This window comes from Burkholderia sp. Ac-20392, from assembly GCF_017104585.1.
GTDB lineage: Bacteria > Pseudomonadota > Gammaproteobacteria > Burkholderiales > Burkholderiaceae > Burkholderia > Burkholderia lata.
Genome location: NZ_JAAGPB010000147.1, coordinates 1 through 17,776 on the forward strand (window position 1 = coordinate 1; position 17,776 = coordinate 17,776).

Annotated in this window: 17 protein-coding genes; 15 read left to right on the plus strand and 2 right to left on the minus strand. The window is 65.2% G+C overall.

All coding sequences use genetic code 11. The features are described 5' to 3' along the window. From G3N99_RS17745 to G3N99_RS17755, 3 genes are all read left to right on the plus strand, one after another. A partial coding sequence (locus G3N99_RS17745) for a peptidoglycan DD-metalloendopeptidase family protein (protein ID WP_206123057.1) occupies positions 1–408 on the plus strand: 408 nt, incomplete at its 5' end. An 11-nt stretch (positions 409–419) separates the two neighbouring features. After that, a complete protein-coding gene (rpoS, locus tag G3N99_RS17750; protein ID WP_174930875.1) occupies positions 420–1,508 on the plus strand; it encodes an RNA polymerase sigma factor RpoS in 1,089 nt (362 codons plus the stop codon). Between the two features lie 3 nt (positions 1,509–1,511). Further along, positions 1,512–2,288 carry a 3'-5' exonuclease gene (locus tag G3N99_RS17755; RefSeq protein ID WP_174941089.1) on the plus strand — a complete coding sequence of 259 codons (777 nt, stop codon included), beginning with the start codon at positions 1,512–1,514 and terminating at the stop codon, positions 2,286–2,288. A gap of 33 nt (positions 2,289–2,321) precedes the next feature. On the opposite strand, the gene G3N99_RS17760 is transcribed toward G3N99_RS17755, so the two are convergent. Then, on the minus strand, positions 2,322–3,176 hold the full coding sequence (locus G3N99_RS17760) for an endonuclease/exonuclease/phosphatase family protein (protein WP_206123060.1): 855 nt from the start codon (positions 3,174–3,176) through the stop codon (positions 2,322–2,324). A gap of 222 nt (positions 3,177–3,398) precedes the next feature. Between G3N99_RS17760 and rlmD the strand changes: the two genes are divergently transcribed. Further along, positions 3,399–4,796 (plus strand): 23S rRNA (uracil(1939)-C(5))-methyltransferase RlmD, encoded by a 1,398-nt coding sequence (gene rlmD, locus G3N99_RS17765; protein ID WP_206123058.1) that lies wholly within the window; start codon positions 3,399–3,401, stop codon positions 4,794–4,796. Between the two features lie 64 nt (positions 4,797–4,860). On the opposite strand, the gene G3N99_RS17770 is transcribed toward rlmD, so the two are convergent. Further along, on the minus strand, positions 4,861–5,559 hold the full coding sequence (locus G3N99_RS17770) for a Bax inhibitor-1/YccA family protein (RefSeq protein WP_006761414.1): 699 nt from the start codon (positions 5,557–5,559) through the stop codon (positions 4,861–4,863). A 249-nt stretch (positions 5,560–5,808) separates the two neighbouring features. Between G3N99_RS17770 and ndk the strand changes: the two genes are divergently transcribed. From ndk to hflK, 11 genes are all read left to right on the plus strand, one after another. Beyond that, positions 5,809–6,234, plus strand: a complete 426-nt coding sequence (ndk, locus tag G3N99_RS17775; RefSeq protein WP_011352265.1) for a nucleoside-diphosphate kinase — start codon at positions 5,809–5,811, stop codon at positions 6,232–6,234. Positions 6,235–6,289: 55 nt separating this feature from the next. Next, a complete protein-coding gene (gene rlmN / locus G3N99_RS17780) occupies positions 6,290–7,429 on the plus strand; it encodes a 23S rRNA (adenine(2503)-C(2))-methyltransferase RlmN (RefSeq protein ID WP_069248105.1) in 1,140 nt (379 codons plus the stop codon). 164 nt (positions 7,430–7,593) lie between these two features. Beyond that, positions 7,594–8,622 carry a helix-turn-helix domain-containing protein gene (locus G3N99_RS17785; RefSeq protein ID WP_174941087.1) on the plus strand — a complete coding sequence of 343 codons (1,029 nt, stop codon included), beginning with the start codon at positions 7,594–7,596 and terminating at the stop codon, positions 8,620–8,622. A 112-nt stretch (positions 8,623–8,734) separates the two neighbouring features. Continuing rightward, on the plus strand, positions 8,735–10,039 hold the full coding sequence (ispG, locus tag G3N99_RS17790) for a flavodoxin-dependent (E)-4-hydroxy-3-methylbut-2-enyl-diphosphate synthase (protein ID WP_089494984.1): 1,305 nt from the start codon (positions 8,735–8,737) through the stop codon (positions 10,037–10,039). Positions 10,040–10,055: 16 nt separating this feature from the next. Continuing rightward, complete coding sequence (gene hisS, locus G3N99_RS17795; RefSeq protein WP_174941085.1) at positions 10,056–11,396, plus strand: histidine--tRNA ligase; 1,341 nt, start codon at positions 10,056–10,058, stop codon at positions 11,394–11,396. A gap of 55 nt (positions 11,397–11,451) precedes the next feature. Next, positions 11,452–12,081, plus strand: a complete 630-nt coding sequence (locus tag G3N99_RS17800) for a tetratricopeptide repeat protein (RefSeq protein WP_174941083.1) — start codon at positions 11,452–11,454, stop codon at positions 12,079–12,081. A gap of 41 nt (positions 12,082–12,122) precedes the next feature. Next, positions 12,123–13,268: an outer membrane protein assembly factor BamB gene (gene bamB, locus G3N99_RS17805; RefSeq protein WP_174946415.1), complete on the plus strand. Its 1,146-nt coding sequence runs from the start codon at positions 12,123–12,125 to the stop codon at positions 13,266–13,268. A gap of 247 nt (positions 13,269–13,515) precedes the next feature. After that, a complete protein-coding gene (gene der, locus G3N99_RS17810) occupies positions 13,516–14,853 on the plus strand; it encodes a ribosome biogenesis GTPase Der (protein WP_051890220.1) in 1,338 nt (445 codons plus the stop codon). A gap of 154 nt (positions 14,854–15,007) precedes the next feature. Further along, positions 15,008–15,247 (plus strand): RNA chaperone Hfq, encoded by a 240-nt coding sequence (hfq, locus tag G3N99_RS17815; RefSeq protein ID WP_006399927.1) that lies wholly within the window; start codon positions 15,008–15,010, stop codon positions 15,245–15,247. Between the two features lie 72 nt (positions 15,248–15,319). Then, positions 15,320–16,495 (plus strand): GTPase HflX, encoded by a 1,176-nt coding sequence (gene hflX, locus G3N99_RS17820; RefSeq protein ID WP_174946413.1) that lies wholly within the window; start codon positions 15,320–15,322, stop codon positions 16,493–16,495. Between the two features lie 47 nt (positions 16,496–16,542). Further along, on the plus strand, positions 16,543–17,776 hold a 1,234-nt coding region (gene hflK, locus G3N99_RS17825; RefSeq protein ID WP_206123059.1), incomplete at its 3' end, for an FtsH protease activity modulator HflK.

Below are 17,776 nucleotides of genomic sequence, written 5' to 3' on the forward strand. Positions count from 1 at the left end.
TCGGCAGCCGCATCGAGCGATACGGCAGCCGCGCCGAGCGGCCCCGTGACGTTCGCGTGGCCCGCGCGCGGGCCGGTGCTGAACGGTTTCGACGACGCGAAGAACAAGGGCGTCAATATCGGCGGCACGGCCGGTGAGACCGTGAAGGCGGCGGCTGACGGCCGCGTCGTCTACTCCGGCAATGGTCTGCGCGGCTACGGCAACCTCATTATCATCAAGCACGATGCAACTTACCTCACGGCGTATGCACACAATCGCGCTTTGATGGTAAAAGAGGGGGACGCGGTAACGAAGGGGCAGAAGATCGCCGAGATGGGGAACAGCGATTCCGACCGCGTGATGCTGCATTTCGAGGTTCGCCGGCAGGGTAAACCTGTCGATCCGCTGAAGTATTTGCCGCCTCAATAACCGAGACGACCATGCCGAAATCGAAGCGCCACGAGCCGCAAGCCGAGTCTGAGAAGATCAGTCGTGCCACGCAAGCGTCGGTGGGGCGAGCTGGTGCTTCGACGGACGACGAAGACGACGTCGCGGACAACGAGCGTGACCTCGAGGCACGCGACTCCGACGCGGAAGGTGGCGACGACGAGCGCGAAGGCCGCGCCGAGGCCGCGCCCGATGTCGACGATTTCCGCACGATGCTGCAGGCCGAACTCACGGCCGACACGATCCAGCATTACCTGAACCGCATCAGCGTGAAGCCGCTGCTCACCGTCGAGGAGGAGCAGCGCTATTCGCGTCTGGCCAAGGCCGGCGAATTCGAGGCGCGGCAGGTGATGATCGAGCGCAACCTGCGCCTCGTCGTCAGCATCGCGAAGGGGTATCTGAACCGTGGCGTGCCGCTGCTCGACCTGATCGAGGAGGGCAACCTCGGCCTGATGCATGCGATCGAAAAATTCGACCCGACGCGCGGCTTTCGTTTTTCTACGTATGCGACGTGGTGGATCCGGCAGAGCATCGAGCGCGCGATCATGAACCAGGCGCGCACGGTGCGCCTGCCCGTGCACGTGATCCGCGAACTGAACCAGGTGCTGCGCGCGAAGCGCCACCTCGAAAAGAACTCGATGTCGACGGGCGAAGCGGCCGAGCGCCGCGAAGCCAGCATCGACGACATCGCCTATCTCACCGGCAAGACCGCCGAGGAAGTCACCGACATCCTCGCGCTCAACGAGCACACGGCATCGCTCGACGCGCCGCTCGATCTCGATCCCGCGAGCAGCCTGCTCGACCTGCTGCCCGACGACCAGAGCCAGTCGCCTGACGCCGAGGTGCAGCACCGCGAGCTCGAGACGCTGACGCGCGCGTGGCTGTCGCGGCTGTCCGACAAGCATCGGCACGTAATCGAGCGCCGCTTCGGCCTGAACCACATCGAACCGGCGACGCTCGAGGAGCTGGCCGACGAGATGGGGCTCACGCGCGAGCGCGTGCGCCAGATCCAGCAGGAAGCGCTGGTGCGCCTCAAGCGGTTTTTCGCCTCCAACGGCGTGCGCAAGGACGCCGTTCTGTAACTGATGACTCCGATTCTTGTTTTTGACATCGAGACCATTCCCGATGTCGACGGCATTCGCCGTCTGGAAGACCTGCCCGCAACGCTCGACGATGCCGCGGTGGCCGAACATGCGTTCGCCGCCCGCCGCGAGAAGACGGGCAGCGATTTCCTGCCGCACCACCTGCAACGCATCGCGGCGATTTCGTGCGTGTTTCGCGACAACAACGGTTTTCGTGTGCGTTCGCTCGGCACGCCGCAGGACAACGAAGCGACGCTGATCCAGTCGTTCTACCGCGTGATCGAGAAATACACGCCGCAGCTCGTGTCGTGGAACGGTGGCGGCTTCGATCTGCCGGTGCTCCATTACCGCGCGCTCGTGCACGGCATTCCCGCGTCTCGCTACTGGGATCTCGGCGAGGACGACCGCGATTTCAAGTGGAACAACTACATCTCGCGCTACCACTCGCGGCATACCGACCTGATGGATGTGCTCGCGATGTATCAGGCGCGCGCGAACGCGCCGCTCGATGCACTCGCGAAGATGTGCGGCTTTCCGGGCAAGCTCGGGATGGACGGCAGCCAGGTGTGGCCGGCGTTCCAGGCTGGGCGGATCGAGGAAATCCGCAACTATTGCGAAACCGACGTCGTCAATACCTACCTGCTGTATTGCCGGTTCCAGTTGATGCGCGGCGGCCTGACGCCGAGCGAGTATGCGGACGAGATCCTGCTCGTGAAGAACTCGCTTGCGCAGGAGCCTGCATCGCACTGGCCCGAATACCTGGCCGGCTTCGACGCGTAGCGAGGGCGAGGTGCGCCACGACCGGTGGCGCGATCATGTCAGTTCGAGCAGCACCGGCTGGTGATCGGATGCGCGCGCGTCGCCGTCGATTTCGCAGCGCGTGACACGCGGCAGCAGCGTATCGGTCACGAACACGAAGTCGCACGCGAGCGGCCCCTCCGACCATTGAACCGTATCGTAGACACCGGCCGTTGGCGGTGGCGTGCGGCCGGGGTGCCGGGCGACCCATGCGTCGACGAAGTGCGGCGCCTCTGCGATCGGCTCCAGGAATCGGCAATAGGCCTCGCTGCCGAATGCGCTGTTGAAGTCGCCACAAACGATCGCGTCGCACGGCTGGCCGGTCGCGCTGAACGGCCCCTCGGCGGTTTCGGCAGGCGCCGGCCGTGCCGCATGCGCGCAGGCCTCGCGGTGCCGGTCGCGCAGTGCGTCGACCTGGGCGAGCCGCTGGCGCGCCGAATAATATTCCAGGTGCGTGGTGACCACCCGCAGTGGCCCGAAAGGCGCCTGCAACTCGACGTCGAGCGCGACGCGCGGCATCGACGGCGCGCCGGCGTCGGCCGGCCAAGACAGCAACTGGCGAAGCACGCGCCCGACCGGCAGCCGGGTCGCGATCGCGTTGCCGAACTGGCGGCGCGGTGCGCCGGTTTCAATGGGCGGCAAGTCGGCACCGATCGCTTCGACGATCGTATATCCGGGCAGCAGGGCCGCGAGTTCGGCGAACTGGTCGGCGCCGGGCCGGCCGGGCAGAGCGCCGAAGCCGCGCGTGACCTCCTGCAGGCACAGCACGTCGAAATCGCCGAGCTCGCGGATCGCCGCGACGGTGCGCGAAAGATCGACGCCGCCGTCCGCGTCCCGACCCCATTGGATGTTCCAGTCGATCAGTCGCAAGGTTGAATCTCCTGTCGGGCGGGTTTCGGGTCGAGGGCCGCTCCCGGATCGGCTCCGCGAGCCCACCCGGTCGCTGGTGCTCCCGGGCCGCCTAGGTGGCCGCTCCGGCGCAATGCCGAGCCGTCTATGCTTAAGTATCGACGCTTGCCGCATGCAAAGCGGGCGATGCGGGCCTTCGTCGTCTACAATCTCGCCTTCTTCAACGTTTGTCAGGAAAAGCTGGTGTCCGAAGCCGTCCCCACTTCTGCGCGCAAATCTAGAAATGCGCCCGTCGCGCCCGGAATCGCCCCGGTTCTCGAGATCGAATCGCTCGACATGGAAGCGCGCGGTGTCGGCCGCACGATCACCGAGGACGGCGAGCCGGGCAAGGTCATCTTCGTCGAGGGTGCACTGCCGGGCGAACGCGTGACCTATTCGAGCTTCCGACGCAAGCCGAGCTACGAGCAGGCGACGGTTGTCGACATTCTGCGCCCGAGCGTGATGCGCACGAAGCCGAAATGCGCGTTCTTCGGCACCTGCGGCGGTTGCTCGATGCAGCATCTCGACATGCGCGCACAGGTGGCGGTCAAGCAGCGCGTGCTCGAGGACAACCTGTGGCACCTGGCGAAGCTGCGCGCGGAAACGATGTTCGCGCCGATCCACGGCCCGTCGTGGGGTTATCGCTACCGCGCACGCCTGACCGTGCGCAACGTCGCGAAGAAGGGCGGCGTGCTGGTCGGGTTCCACGAGAAGAAGAGCAGCTATGTCGCCGACATGACGAGCTGCGAAGTGCTGCCGCCGCACGTGTCGGCGATGCTCGTGCCGCTGCGCCGGCTCGTCGAGGGGCTGTCGATCCGCGATCGGATGCCGCAGATCGAGCTCGCGGTCGGTTCGGAAGTCACGGCGCTCGTGCTGCGCGTGCTGGAGCCGATCAACGCGGACGACGAAGCGCTGCTGCGCGCGTTCGCCGACGAGCACAAGGTGCAGTTCTGGCTGCAGCCGAAAGGTCCGGATACGGTGGCGCCGTTCTATCCGCTCGACGTATCGCTCGACTACACGCTGCCGGAATTCGGCATCCGCATGCCGTTCAAGCCGACCGACTTCACGCAGGTCAACCATCAGATCAACCGCGTGCTGGTGGGCCGCGCGCTGCGTCTGCTCGCACCGTCCCGTGACGACCGTGTGCTCGACCTGTTCTGCGGGATCGGCAACTTCACGCTGCCGCTCGCGCGGCTGTCGCGTGAGGTGATGGGCATCGAAGGCAGCGACATGCTGACGACGCGCGCGCTGGCGAACGCGCGCGAGAACGGTGTCGACGGCCACACGACGTTTGCCTGCCGTAACCTGTTCGAAGTGACGGGCGACGACATCCGCGCGCTCGGTGCATTCGACAAGTTCCTGATCGACCCGCCGCGCGAAGGCGCGCTCGCGGTGTCGAAGGCGCTGGCCGAGATCGCGCAGAGCGGCGAGGGCCCGCTGCCGAAGCGCATCGTCTACGTGTCGTGCAACCCGTCGACGCTGGCGCGCGACGCGGGCCTGCTCGTGCACGAGGCCGGCTACCGCCTGAAGGGCGCCGGTGTCGTGAACATGTTCCCGAATACGTCGCACGTCGAATCGATCGCACTGTTCGAGCGCGACTGAGCCCAAGCGGCGGACGTAAAAAAACCGGCCCGCGGGCCGGTTTTTTTCATGGGTGTAGCGAACGTCAGTTGCGGTTGCCGCCGAAGATGCCGAGCAGCGCGAGCAGGTTCGTGAACACGTTGTACAGGTCGAGGTAGATCGCGAGCGTTGCCGAGATGTAGTTCGTCTCGCCGCCGTTCACGACGCGCTGGACGTCGAACAGCATGTAGGCCGAGAAGATCGCGATCGCGAGTACCGACACGGTGAGCATCAGCGCCGGGAGTTGCAGGAAGATGTTCGCGACCGATGCGAGCAGGATCACGATCACGCCCATGAACAGCCACTTGCCGAGCCCCGAGAAATCACGCTTGCTGACGGTGGCGATCGTTGCCATCGCGGCGAAGATGATGCCGGTGCCGCCGAACGCGAGCATGATCAGCGACGGGCCGTTCGAGAAGCCGAGGATGAAGCTCAGCAGCCGCGACAGCATCAGGCCCATGAAGAACGTGAAGCCGAGCAGCACGAACACGCCGGCCGCGCTGTTTTTGGTCCGCTCGATCGCGAACATGAAGCCGAACGCGATCGCGAAGAACGCGAGCAGGCTCATCATCGGGCTCGTGGCCGCGAACAGCGAGAAGCCCGTCGCGACGCCGACCCAGGCGCCCAGCACGGTCGGTACCATCGACAGCGCGAGCAGCCAGTACGTGTTCCGCAGCACGCGGTTGCGAACCTCGGCGGTGCTGACGGAACCGCCGCGGCCGAAATTGTACGGATAGTCGTTCATGGTTTCTCCTAACATTGAACGCATGGGCGTCCGGGGCCGGTTCGGCACACGCGGTGTGCGGCGCAGCAAACCGGAGCAGCTATGGCTAAGATACGTTCCGTGCCGGGAGGTTTCAATGGCCGTGCGGCACAAAACATTTGGATTCTGAACCTTTCATGCGTGTAAGGGTTCAATCGCAATGATACACGGGATCGTGCTACAATAGCGGATTCATTTGAACCTGTAACTTCTTAATTTTTTGGAGTTTTTATGGCAATCGAGCGCACCCTGTCGATCATCAAGCCGGATGCGGTGGCAAAGAACGTGATCGGCCAGATCTACAGCCGTTTCGAAGGCGCCGGCCTGAAGATCGTCGCATCGCGCATGGCACACCTGTCGCGTGCTGACGCAGAGAAGTTCTACGCGGTTCACGCAGCGCGTCCGTTCTTCAAGGACCTCGTCGATTTCATGATCTCGGGCCCGGTGATGATCCAGGTTCTGGAAGGTGAAGGCGCGATCCTGAAGAACCGCGACCTGATGGGCGCAACGGATCCGAAGAAGGCAGAAAAGGGCACGATCCGCGCCGACTTCGCCGACAGCATCGACGCGAACGCCGTGCACGGCTCGGACGCTGCTGAAACGGCAGCGGTCGAAGTCGCGTTCTTCTTCCCGGAAATGAACGTTTACTCGCGCTAAGCCCTGGCTGGCAGCAAGTAGGCAGGATTCAGCGCACGCGGCAAGGCAGCACATCATGACGAGCGAAACTTCCGTCAATCTTCTCGACTTCGATGCCGAGGGTCTTGTCGCGTACTGCGGCAGCCTCGGCGAGAAGCCGTTCCGCGCCAAGCAGTTGCAGCGCTGGATCCATCAGTACAACGCTGGCGACTTCGACGGCATGACCGATCTCGCGAAGTCCTTGAGAGAGAAACTCAAGGGCCGCGCGTCGATCGGCATGCCCGAGATCGCCAGCGATCACGTTTCCACCGACGGCACGCGCAAGTGGCTGATCGACGTCGGAAACGGCAATGCGGTCGAAACCGTGTTCATCCCGGAAGAGACGCGCGGCACGCTGTGTGTGTCGTCGCAGGCCGGATGTGCGGTCAACTGCCGCTTCTGTTCGACGGGCAAGCAGGGCTTTTCCCGCAACCTGTCGACAGCCGAAATCATCGGCCAGCTACGGATGGCCGAATTTGCATTGCGAGCGTCACTGGGCCGTGCGCCCGGCCCGAACGGCAAGGCCGAACGGGTCGTCACCAACGTGGTGATGATGGGCATGGGCGAGCCGCTGCTGAATTACAGCGCGGTCGTGCCGGCGATGCGGCTGATGCTCGACGACAACGCGTACGGCCTGTCGCGCCGCCGCGTTACGCTGTCGACGTCCGGTGTGGTGCCGATGATGGACCGCCTCGGTGCCGAGCTGCCGGTCGCGCTGGCCGTTTCGCTGCACGCGCCGAACGATCCGCTGCGCGACGAGCTGGTGCCGCTCAACAAGAAGTATCCGCTGCGCGAGCTGATGGCGGCTTGCCAGCGTTATCTGAAAGTCGCGCCGCGCGACTTCATTACTTTCGAATACTGCATGCTGGACGGCGTCAACGACACCGAAGCGCATGCGCGCGAACTGCTGGCCGTCACGCGCGACGTGCCGTGCAAGTTCAATCTGATCCCGTTCAATCCGTTTCCGGAATCGGGCCTCATCCGCTCGAAGCCGGAGCAGATCAAGCGTTTTGCGCAGGTCCTCATCGACGCGGGTGTCGTCACGACCGTGCGCAAGACGCGCGGCGACGACATCGATGCCGCGTGCGGCCAGCTGGCCGGCGCAGTGAAGGACCGCACGCGCCTCGCGGAACGTACGGGCGCAGCAGGAAAAATCATCGAAGTTCGGGCGATTTGACAGGGACGCCTAGCCGGGGATGCTAGGACCTTTAAGCGGTACAACACGCGAATAGCGATCGGTCGCGGCGCCTCGGCGTCGCGCATGGTATGGACAGTTGCGGGTGCCGGCCGGCGGGAATCGGCGGCGGCCGCCAGTGAAGAAGAATCGACGCGAGGACAAGGATGAGTGAGCCGCAGCCGTCTAACGGCGCAGAGACGAATGGCGCGAAGCCGGCACCGGCAGGATTGGAATCGCTTGCGGCAGTCGGCAGTCGACTGGCGCAGCTTCGGGAGACAAGGGGTTGGACCGTCGACGACGTGTCGGCGCGACTCAAGGTCGCACCGCAGAAGCTTCGGGCGCTCGAGGCCGGTGACATCAGCCATTTGCCCGGTGTGACATTCGCGCTCGGTGTTGTGCGCAGCTACGCGAAGATGCTCGGCGTCGATCCGGAACCGTTCGCGCAGGCGTTGCGCCGTGAGCGCGGGGTGCCGGAAGTCGACCTGTCGATGCCCGCGTCGTCGGGGACGGATCTGCCGCGCGGCCGTGTTTCGATCCCGCTGGGCGGATCGTCCCGTCATCACCCTTGGCTGTGGGGCACGGGGATCGTCGTCGTCGCGGTGGTTGCGGTACTGATGTGGCACACTGGCGGCGATTCGTCGAGCCTGCTCGCACGCTTCAAAGGCGGCGACGCGGAGCACGCGTCGGCCGCGAGCGTGCCGGCGGCGGCATCGTCGTCATCCGTCGAAGAGGCGGCTTCGGGCGGTGCGTCTGCTGTGGTCGCGAATGAGGTTCCGGCCCCGGCTGTTGCGTCTGCAGCCCCGGCGCCGGCCGTTGCGTCGGCTGCTCCGGCGCCTGCACCCGTGGCGCCGGTGGTGACCGCGGCTGCATCGCAGCCCGTCGTGGCAACGACGGCCGCAAGCGCCGCCGCACCGGCTCAGCCGGCGAGCGTCGTCGTCGCGGCCGGTCAGTCGATGGTGGAACTGAAGGTCAAGCAGGACAGCTGGTTCAGCGTGCGCGACAAGAACGGCAAGGAGCTGTTCTCCGGGCTGGTGCACAGCAGCGAGGCGAAGCAGGTCGCGGGCGACGGCCCGTTCAAGGTCACGATCGGCAACAAGGCGGGCCTCGACGCGATCGCGTTCGACGGAAAACCTGTCGATCCGGCAAAATATTCGGCAGCGCGGGGTAATGTGGCGCGGTTCACGTTGCCCTGACGTCAAGCGCCGTGGCGAAGGCCTGTCGTCGATATCGGCAGGCCCTGAGGGCACGGCGCTTTTTCAATTCATGCGCCGCGTCGCGGCGCATTCCGCGTAAATGGATCTATCGATGCAATCCGAAGCTCAATCCCCACGCAGCAGTCAGATTTGTTCAACCGAGCCGGTGTTCGGCGGGCATCAGCCGCGCCGTGTATCGCATGCGGTGGATGTCCGCTGGGGCGGGCAGCTCGTGACGATCGGCGGCGACGCGCCGGTGCGCGTGCAGTCGATGACGAATACCGACACGGCCGACGCGATCGGCACGGCAATCCAGATCAAGGAACTCGCGAACGCGGGCTCCGAACTGGTGCGCATCACGGTCAACACGCCCGAGGCTGCGGCCGCCGTGCCGGCGATCCGCGAGCAGCTCGACCGCATGGGCGTGACCGTGCCGCTCGTCGGCGATTTCCACTACAACGGCCACCTGCTGCTGCGTGACTACCCGGGCTGCGCCGAGTCGCTGTCGAAGTACCGGATCAACCCGGGCAACGTCGGCCAGGGCGCGAAGCGCGATACGCAGTTCGCGCAGATGATCGAGGCCGCGGCCAAGTACGACAAGCCGGTGCGGATCGGCGTGAACTGGGGCAGTCTCGACCAGGATCTGCTCGCGCGCATGATGGACGAGAACGGCGCGCGTTCGCAGCCGTGGGATGCGCAGAGCGTGATGTACGAGGCGCTGATCCAGTCGGCGATCGGCTCGGCCGAGCGTGCGGTCGAACTGGGCCTCGGCCGCGACCGCATCATTCTGTCGTGCAAGGTCAGCGGCGTGCAGGACCTGATCGCCGTGTACCGCGAACTCAGCCGCCGCTGCGGCTTCGCGCTGCACCTCGGGCTGACCGAGGCGGGCATGGGCTCGAAGGGCATCGTCGCGTCGACGGCTGCACTCGGCGTGCTGCTGCAGGAAGGGATCGGCGACACGATCCGCATCTCGCTGACGCCGGAACCGGGCGCGTCGCGCACGGGCGAGGTGATCGTCGGCCAGGAAATCCTGCAGACGATGGGCCTGCGTTCGTTCGCACCGATGGTGATCGCGTGCCCGGGCTGCGGCCGTACGACGAGCACGCTGTTCCAGGAACTCGCGATGCAGATCCAGACCTACCTGCGCGAGCAGATGCCGGTCTGGCGCAAGGAGTATCCGGGCGTCGAGAAAATGAACGTCGCGGTGATGGGCTGCATCGTCAACGGCCCGGGCGAATCGAAGCACGCGAACATCGGCATCAGCCTGCCGGGCTCGGGCGAGAACCCGGCCGCGCCTGTCTTCATCGACGGCGAGAAGGTCAAGACGCTGCGCGGCGAGCGGATCGCCGAGGAATTCCAGCAGATCGTCAGCGACTACGTCGAACGCAACTACGGCCGCGCTGAGGCCACGAACTAATTCGTCCACACACACGATGACTGAACAAAAACGCAAGATCGAGAAGCTCGCCGGCGTCAAGGGCATGAACGACATCCTTCCGCAGGATGCCGGCCTTTGGGAGTTCTTCGAAGCTACGGTGAAATCGCTGCTGCGCGCATACGGTTACCAGAACATCCGCACGCCGATCGTCGAGCACACGCAGCTTTTCACGCGCGGCATCGGTGAGGTCACCGACATCGTCGAAAAAGAGATGTACAGCTTCACCGACGCGCTGAACGGCGAGAACCTGACGATGCGCCCGGAAAATACCGCGGCCGTCGTGCGCGCGTCGATCGAGCACAACATGCTGTACGACGGCCCGAAGCGCCTGTGGTACATCGGCCCGATGTTCCGTCACGAGCGTCCGCAGCGCGGCCGCTATCGCCAGTTCCACCAGGTCGGCGTCGAGGCCCTTGGCTTCGCGGGCCCTGATGCGGATGCCGAAATCATCATGATGTGCCAGCGCCTGTGGGACGACCTCGGCCTGACCGGCATCAAGCTCGAGATCAACTCGCTCGGCCTCGCCGAAGAGCGCGCCGCGCATCGCGTCGAACTGATCAAGTACCTCGAGCAGTTCGCCGACGTGCTCGACGAGGATGCAAAGCGCCGCCTGTATACGAACCCGCTGCGCGTGCTCGACACGAAGAACCCCGCGCTGCAGGAAATCGCGCAGAACGCGCCGAAGCTGATCGACTTCCTCGGCGACGAATCGCGCGCGCACTTCGAAGGGCTGCAGCGCCTGCTGCTCGCGAACAACATTCCGTTCAAGATCAACCCGCGTCTCGTGCGCGGTCTGGACTACTACAACCTGACCGTGTTCGAGTGGGTGACCGACAAGCTCGGCGCGCAGGGCACCGTCGCAGCCGGTGGCCGCTACGATCCGCTGATCGAGCAGCTCGGCGGCAAGCCGACCGCCGCGTGCGGCTGGGCAATGGGCATCGAGCGGATCCTCGAACTGCTGAAGGAAGAGGATCTCGCACCGGAGCAGGAAGGCGTCGACGTATACGTCGTGCACCAGGGCGAGACCGCGCGCGAACAGGCGTTCATCGCGGCCGAGCGCCTGCGCGATACGGGCCTCGACGTGATTTTCCACTGCAGCGCCGACGGCGCACCGGCGAGCTTCAAGTCGCAAATGAAACGGGCCGACGCAAGCGGCGCCGCGTTCGCGGTGATCTTCGGTGAAGAAGAGGTTGCAAACGGCACGGTGGGCGTGAAAGCGCTGCGCGGTGCGGGCGCAGACGGGGAAAAGAACGTTCAGCAGACCGTACCGGTCGAAGGCTTGACCGAATTCCTAATCAATGCGATGGTTGCATCCGCCGAAGACGGCGACGACTGATCGCGCTGGCATCCGCTCGACAAAAACGGCCTGAACAGGAAGGAATCGCTCGCCGATGAGTTATCACGACGAACAAGAATCGATTGAAAGTCTCAAGGCGTGGTGGGCCCGCTGGGGCAACCTCACCACGTGGATCGTGCTCGCGGCGCTCGTCGTCGCGGCCGGTTTCAACGGCTGGAACTACTGGCAGCGCCGTCAGGCTGCCGAGGCGTCCGGGCTGTACGAACAGGTCCAGAAGGCCGCCGCCGCGAACGACAAGGCAACGATGGCTCGCGCGGCCGCCGACATGGAAGACAAGTTCGGCAGTACGCCGTATGCGCAGATGACTGCACTCTCCGCCGCGAAGACGCTGTACGCAGCCGGCGATTCGGCCGGTGCGAAGGCGCAGCTGCAATGGGCCGTCGATCACGCCAAGGATGACGAGTACAAGCAGATCGCGAAGCTGCGTCTCGCGTCGCTGCTGCTCGACGAGAAGGCGTACGATGCGGGCCTCGCGCTGCTGTCGGGTACGCCGGTCGATGCATTCAAGGGCCTCGTGGCCGATCGCCGCGGCGATCTGCTTGCCGCGCAAGGCAAGACCGACGATGCGCGCGCGGCTTACAAGCTTGCGCTCGACGGCCTGTCGAAGGACGACCAGTCTGCGCGTCAGCTCGTGCAGTTCAAGCTGGACGCGCTCGGCGGCTGAACCCCGGTCCCCTCAACCTCTTAACTCTGCTTCGCTAACCGATGAATTTGCTGAAACGTTACGCTGTGCCCGTTGCCTGCGCGGCGGCTGTCCTCGCACTGGCGGCCTGCTCGTCGTCGAAGGACGCGCGCCGCGTGCCGACGCCGCTCACCGAGTTCAAGCCCGTGATGGACGTGCAACAGGTCTGGAAGGCGAGCGTCGGCAAGGGCGGGCGCTACCTGTTCTCGCCGGTGGCCGTGGGCGACGCCGTCTATGCAGCGGGCGAAAACGGTTCGGTCGAGAAGATCGACGCGAAGACGGGCCAGACGCTCTGGCGCGCGAAGGTCGGCTCCGACCTGTCGGCCGGTGTCGGCAGCGACGGCAACCTGACCGCGGTCGGCGCGCTGAAGGGCGGCGTGTTCGTGCTGGGCCCGGACGGCAAGCAACTGTGGAATACCAGCGTGCAGGGCGAGATCTTCTCGCCGCCGCTCGTCGGCAACGGCCTCGTGGTCGTCCGCACGATCGACGGCCAGGTGATCGCGTTCAACGCGCAGACGGGCGAGCAGAAGTGGAACTACCGCAACCGCGCGGTGCCGCTGAACCTGCGCGTGTCGGCCGGCATGACGTTCGCGGGTGACGCGGCGGTGCTGGCGGGCTTCCCCGGCGGCGGGCTGGTCGCGATCAACCTGCAGACGGGCGAGCCGTTCTGGCAGACGCCGGTGTCGTTCCCGAAGGGCGTGACCGAGGTCGAGCGCATCAACGACGTCAGCGGCCCGCCGACGCTCGTGGGCGCGGAAGCCTGCGCGGTAACGTTCCAGGGGCAGCTCGGCTGCTTCGATGCGAACTCGGGCCGCCCGCTGTGGGAAAAGGCGTTCTCGAGCCGCAGTGGTCTCGCGCAGGACGATTCGGTAGTCGCTGGCGGCGACGACTGGTCGGTCGTGACCGCGTACGACGCCGCTTCGGGCAACCAGCTGTGGCGCAACGACAAGCTGAAGAGCCGTGACGTCGGCGTGCCGTATCTGCTCGGGCACGCAGTTGTGATGGGCGATTACAAGGGCTTCGTGCACTTCCTGTCGCGCGAAGACGGCAGCTTCATCGCACGGATGAAGACCGACGGCAGCGCGATTACGGCGGCGCCGGTCCTCGCGGGCAATACGCTCGTCGTGCAGACGAAGGACGGCGGCCTGTACGGATTCCGTCCGCGCTGACGCGCAGGAAACATGCGCGCCCGCGGCGCGACGGGCTTGTCCCGCGCGCTGCGGCCGCGCGACTTGAAGGCGGCCGGTGCTCCCGGCCGCTCGGTATTTGAAAGGCAGTTCCAGACGAAAGACGATGGCGCGCATTGCGCGCCAGGCGCGCGCATCCGGCGCGGCGCGAATTCGTGATATTTTCATTCAGCGCAGCCGCCCGCAGCAGCGGGCCTCCCGCTGCTGCGCTTCACCGTAGAAAACACAGATGAAACCGGTCATTGCCCTCGTTGGGCGCCCCAATGTGGGGAAATCCACGCTGTTCAACCGGCTCACGCGCTCGCGTGATGCGCTGGTCGCCGACTTGCCGGGCCTGACGCGCGATCGCCATTACGGCGAAGGGCGCGTCGGCGAGCGGCCGTACCTGGTCGTCGACACGGGCGGCTTCGAGCCCGTCGCGAAGGACGGCATCCTGCACGAGATGGCACGCCAGACGCGGCAGGCCGTCGAGGAAGCCGACGTCGTCGTCTTCATCGTCGACGGCCGCAACGGGCTTGCGCCGCAGGACAAGTCGATCGCCGACTACCTGCGCAAGACCGGCCGGCCGATCTTCCTCGTCGTCAACAAGGCCGAGGGGATGAAGTACACGGCGGTCGCGACGGACTTCTACGAGCTCGGGCTCGGCGATCCGCGTGCGATCTCGGCTGCGCACGGCGACGGCGTCACCGACATGATCAACGAGGCGCTGGATGTCGCATATGCGGACCGTCCGGAGGAAGAGGACGAGAACGACCCGTCGCGCGGCATCAAGATCGCGATCGTCGGCCGCCCGAACGTCGGCAAGTCGACGCTCGTGAACGCGCTGATCGGCGAGGATCGCGTGATCGCGTTCGACATGCCGGGCACGACGCGCGATTCGATCTACGTCGACTTCGAGCGTAACGGCAAGAAATACACGCTGATCGACACGGCCGGCCTGCGCCGCCGCGGCAAGGTGTTCGAGGCGATCGAGAAGTTCTCGGTCGTGAAGACGCTGCAGTCGATCTCCGACGCGAACGTCGTCATTCTTCTGCTGGATGCGCAGCAGGACATTTCCGACCAGGACGCACACATCGCCGGCTTCGTCGTCGAACAGGGTCGTGCGCTCGTGATCGGCGTCAACAAGTGGGACGGCCTTGACGAGCATGCGCGCGAACGCGCGAAAGCGGATTTGACCCGCAAGCTGAAATTCCTCGACTTCGCGAAATCGCACTTCATTTCGGCCACGAAGAAGACCGGCATCGGCACGCTGATGCGCTCGGTCGACGACGCATACGCGGCGGCGATGGCGAAACTGCCGACGCCGAAACTCACGCGCGCGCTGATCGAAGCGGTCGAGTTCCAGCAGCCGCGCCGTCGCGGCCCGGTGCGTCCGAAGCTGCGCTACGCGCACCAGGGCGGCCAGAATCCGCCGATCATCGTCATTCACGGTAACGCGCTCGACGCCGTGACGGAAACGTACAAGCGTTACCTGGAAAACCGGTTCCGCGAAACTTTCTCGCTGACAGGGACTCCATTGCGCATAGAGTTCCGTTCGTCGAACAATCCGTACGCGGACAAGAGCTGAAGACGTCTGTTACACGCGTCACGCAAGGGGTTGGCCGCAAGGCCTATGCCCCGGGCGGGCCAGGCAAAATCGGCTATAGTGTAGCGATTGGCGCCGGATCTCTTTTTCTTCGCCGCCAACCCAGATCAACCTGCAAAAAAAGATGGAGTACGCCATGAGCAACAAAGGGCAATTGTTACAAGACCCGTTTTTGAACGCACTGCGCAAAGAGCACGTTCCCGTTTCGATCTACCTCGTTAACGGCATCAAGCTTCAAGGGAACATTGAATCGTTCGACCAGTACGTCGTGTTGCTCCGTAATACGGTGACCCAGATGGTGTACAAGCACGCCATCTCGACGGTCGTGCCGGCGCGCCCGGTGAATTTCCACCCGGACGCGGAAGCCTCGTCCTAACTAATCGCAGCGGCCGGCATCCGGTCGCCGCGAGCGACCGATGCCAGCCGCCTTATCTTGACACCTGAAAATTTGATCAACGCAGCGCTCGTCGGCATCGATTTCGGCAAGACCGATTTCGAAGCCAGTCTCGAAGAACTCAGTCTTCTCGCCTCCAGCGCGGGGGCCCGTCCCGCAGTCACCCTCACGGGTCGTCGCTCCAGTCCCGATGCCAAGATGTTCATCGGCAGCGGCAAAGCCGAAGAACTCCGGCTCGCCTGCGACGCGCACAACGTCGAAATCGTCATCTTCAACCACGCATTGGCGCCCGCCCAGCAACGTAATCTGGAGCAGGCACTTAACAGGCGCGTGGTCGATCGCACCAGCCTCATCCTCGACATCTTTGCACAGCGTGCCCGCAGCCACGAAGGCAAGCTGCAGGTCGAGCTCGCGCAGCTCCAGTATCTGTCGACGCGACTCATTCGCGCGTGGACCCACCTTGAGCGGCAGAAGGGGGGTATCGGCCTGCGCGGCCCCGGTGAAACCCAGCTCGAAACCGACCGCCGGCTGATCGGCGAACGCATCAAGATGCTGAAGTCGCGGCTCGACCGGCTGCGCCGGCAACACAGCACGCAACGCCGGCAGCGCGCGCGCAGCGGCACGATGTCGGTGTCGCTCGTCGGCTATACGAACGCGGGCAAGTCGACGCTGTTCAACGCGCTGACGAAGGCGCAGGCCTATGCGGCCGACCAGCTGTTCGCCACGCTCGATACGACGTCGCGGCGCGTGTACCTCGGTGACGAGGTCGGCCAGATCGTCGTGTCGGATACGGTCGGGTTCATCCGCGAGTTGCCTCACCAGCTGGTCGCCGCATTCCGCGCGACCCTCGAGGAAACGATCCACGCGGATCTGCTGCTGCACGTGGTCGATGCGTCGAGCGCGGTCAGGCTCGAACAGATCGAGCAGGTCAATGGCGTGCTGCACGAGATCGGCGCGGACACGATCCGGCAGGTGCTGGTGTTCAACAAGATCGACGCCGTGCCTGAGCTGGCGGCCCGCGGCGACGCGGTCGAGCGGGACGAGTATGGTAATATTTCGCGCGTCTTTTTGAGCGCGCGCACCGGTCAGGGTCTTGACGCGTTGCGTGCCGCCATCGCCGAAATCGCCTCCGCGGAACACCTTTCCAGCGCGACGTTACCCAACGGCGCGCTCGACGGCGCCCCCGCTGAACCACACGAAGACCACACGATTTCCGAACACGGGCGCTAACCGGTCCCGGCCGGTTCGCCGGCGTCTAATCTGGTGAACAAACTCTGGTGAACGAATACAACGAGCGGAGTACCTGGCGGCGGATGCGCGCCTTGCTGTCGATCAACGATCCCCGCTGGGGACGCGGCGAAAGCAATGGCAAAGACGGATCCCGTCCCCGCCCGAACGAATCGAAGCGCCCGCAAGGCGGCGACGGCGATGGTCCGCCCGATCTCGACGAGATGTGGCGCAACTTCAACCGGCGCCTGAACGGCCTGTTCGGCGGCAAGGGCGGCAACGGCTTCCGTCCTGACAACGGGCGAGCCGCGCGAGTCGGCGTCGGCATCGTGATCGGCGTGCTGGTCGCGGTCTACGCGGGCAGCGGGCTGTTCGTCGTACAGGAAGGGCAGACGGGCGTCGTGCTGCAGCTCGGCAAGCTGTCGGGCACGGTTGGCCAGGGTGTGCACTGGCGCGCACCGTATCCATTCGCGTCGCACGAGATCGTCGATACGGCGCAGGTCCGCTCGATCGAGATCGGCCGCAACAACGTCGTGCGTCTTGCGAACGTGAAGGAAGCAGCGATGCTGACGCGCGATGCCGACATCGTCGACGTGCGCTTCATCGTCCAGTACCGCATCCGTTCCGCGACCGATTACCTGTTCCGCAGTGTCGATCCCGAGCGCAGCGTCTCGCAGGCCGCCCAGGCCGCGGTACGTGCGATCGTCGGCACGCGCAGCGCAGCCGACGTGCTGAACCAGGACCGCGATGCGTTGCGCGAGCAGCTTTCCGCCGCGATCCAGCGCGATCTCGATCGCTATCAGTCGGGGCTCGAGGTGACGGCCGTCACGATGCAGAGCGTTGCGGCGCCCGAGCAGACGCAGGCCGCGTACGGCGAAGTCGCGAAGGCGCGCGACGAGCGCGAGGCCGCGAAGCGCGCGGCGCAAGCGTATGCAAACGACCTGCTGCCGAAGGCGCAGGGCGATGCGGCGAAGCTCGTCGACGAAGCGAAGGCGTATGCCGATCGCGTCGTCACGGAAGCCGAAGGCGATGCCGACCGCTTCAAGCAGGTCTATGCGCAGTACTCGAAGGCGCCCGCGGTGATCCGCGAGCGGATGTATCTCGAGACGATGCAGGAAATCTATTCGAACTCGACCAAGGTGTTCGTCGGCAACAAGGGCGGCAACAGCGTCGTGTATCTGCCGCTCGACAAGCTCGTCGAGCAGGGGCGACAAAACGCCGCGGGGTCCACGGGCGCCTCCGCGCCCGATGCGGCGTCGGCACCGGCGGCTGTCGCGCCGGCTG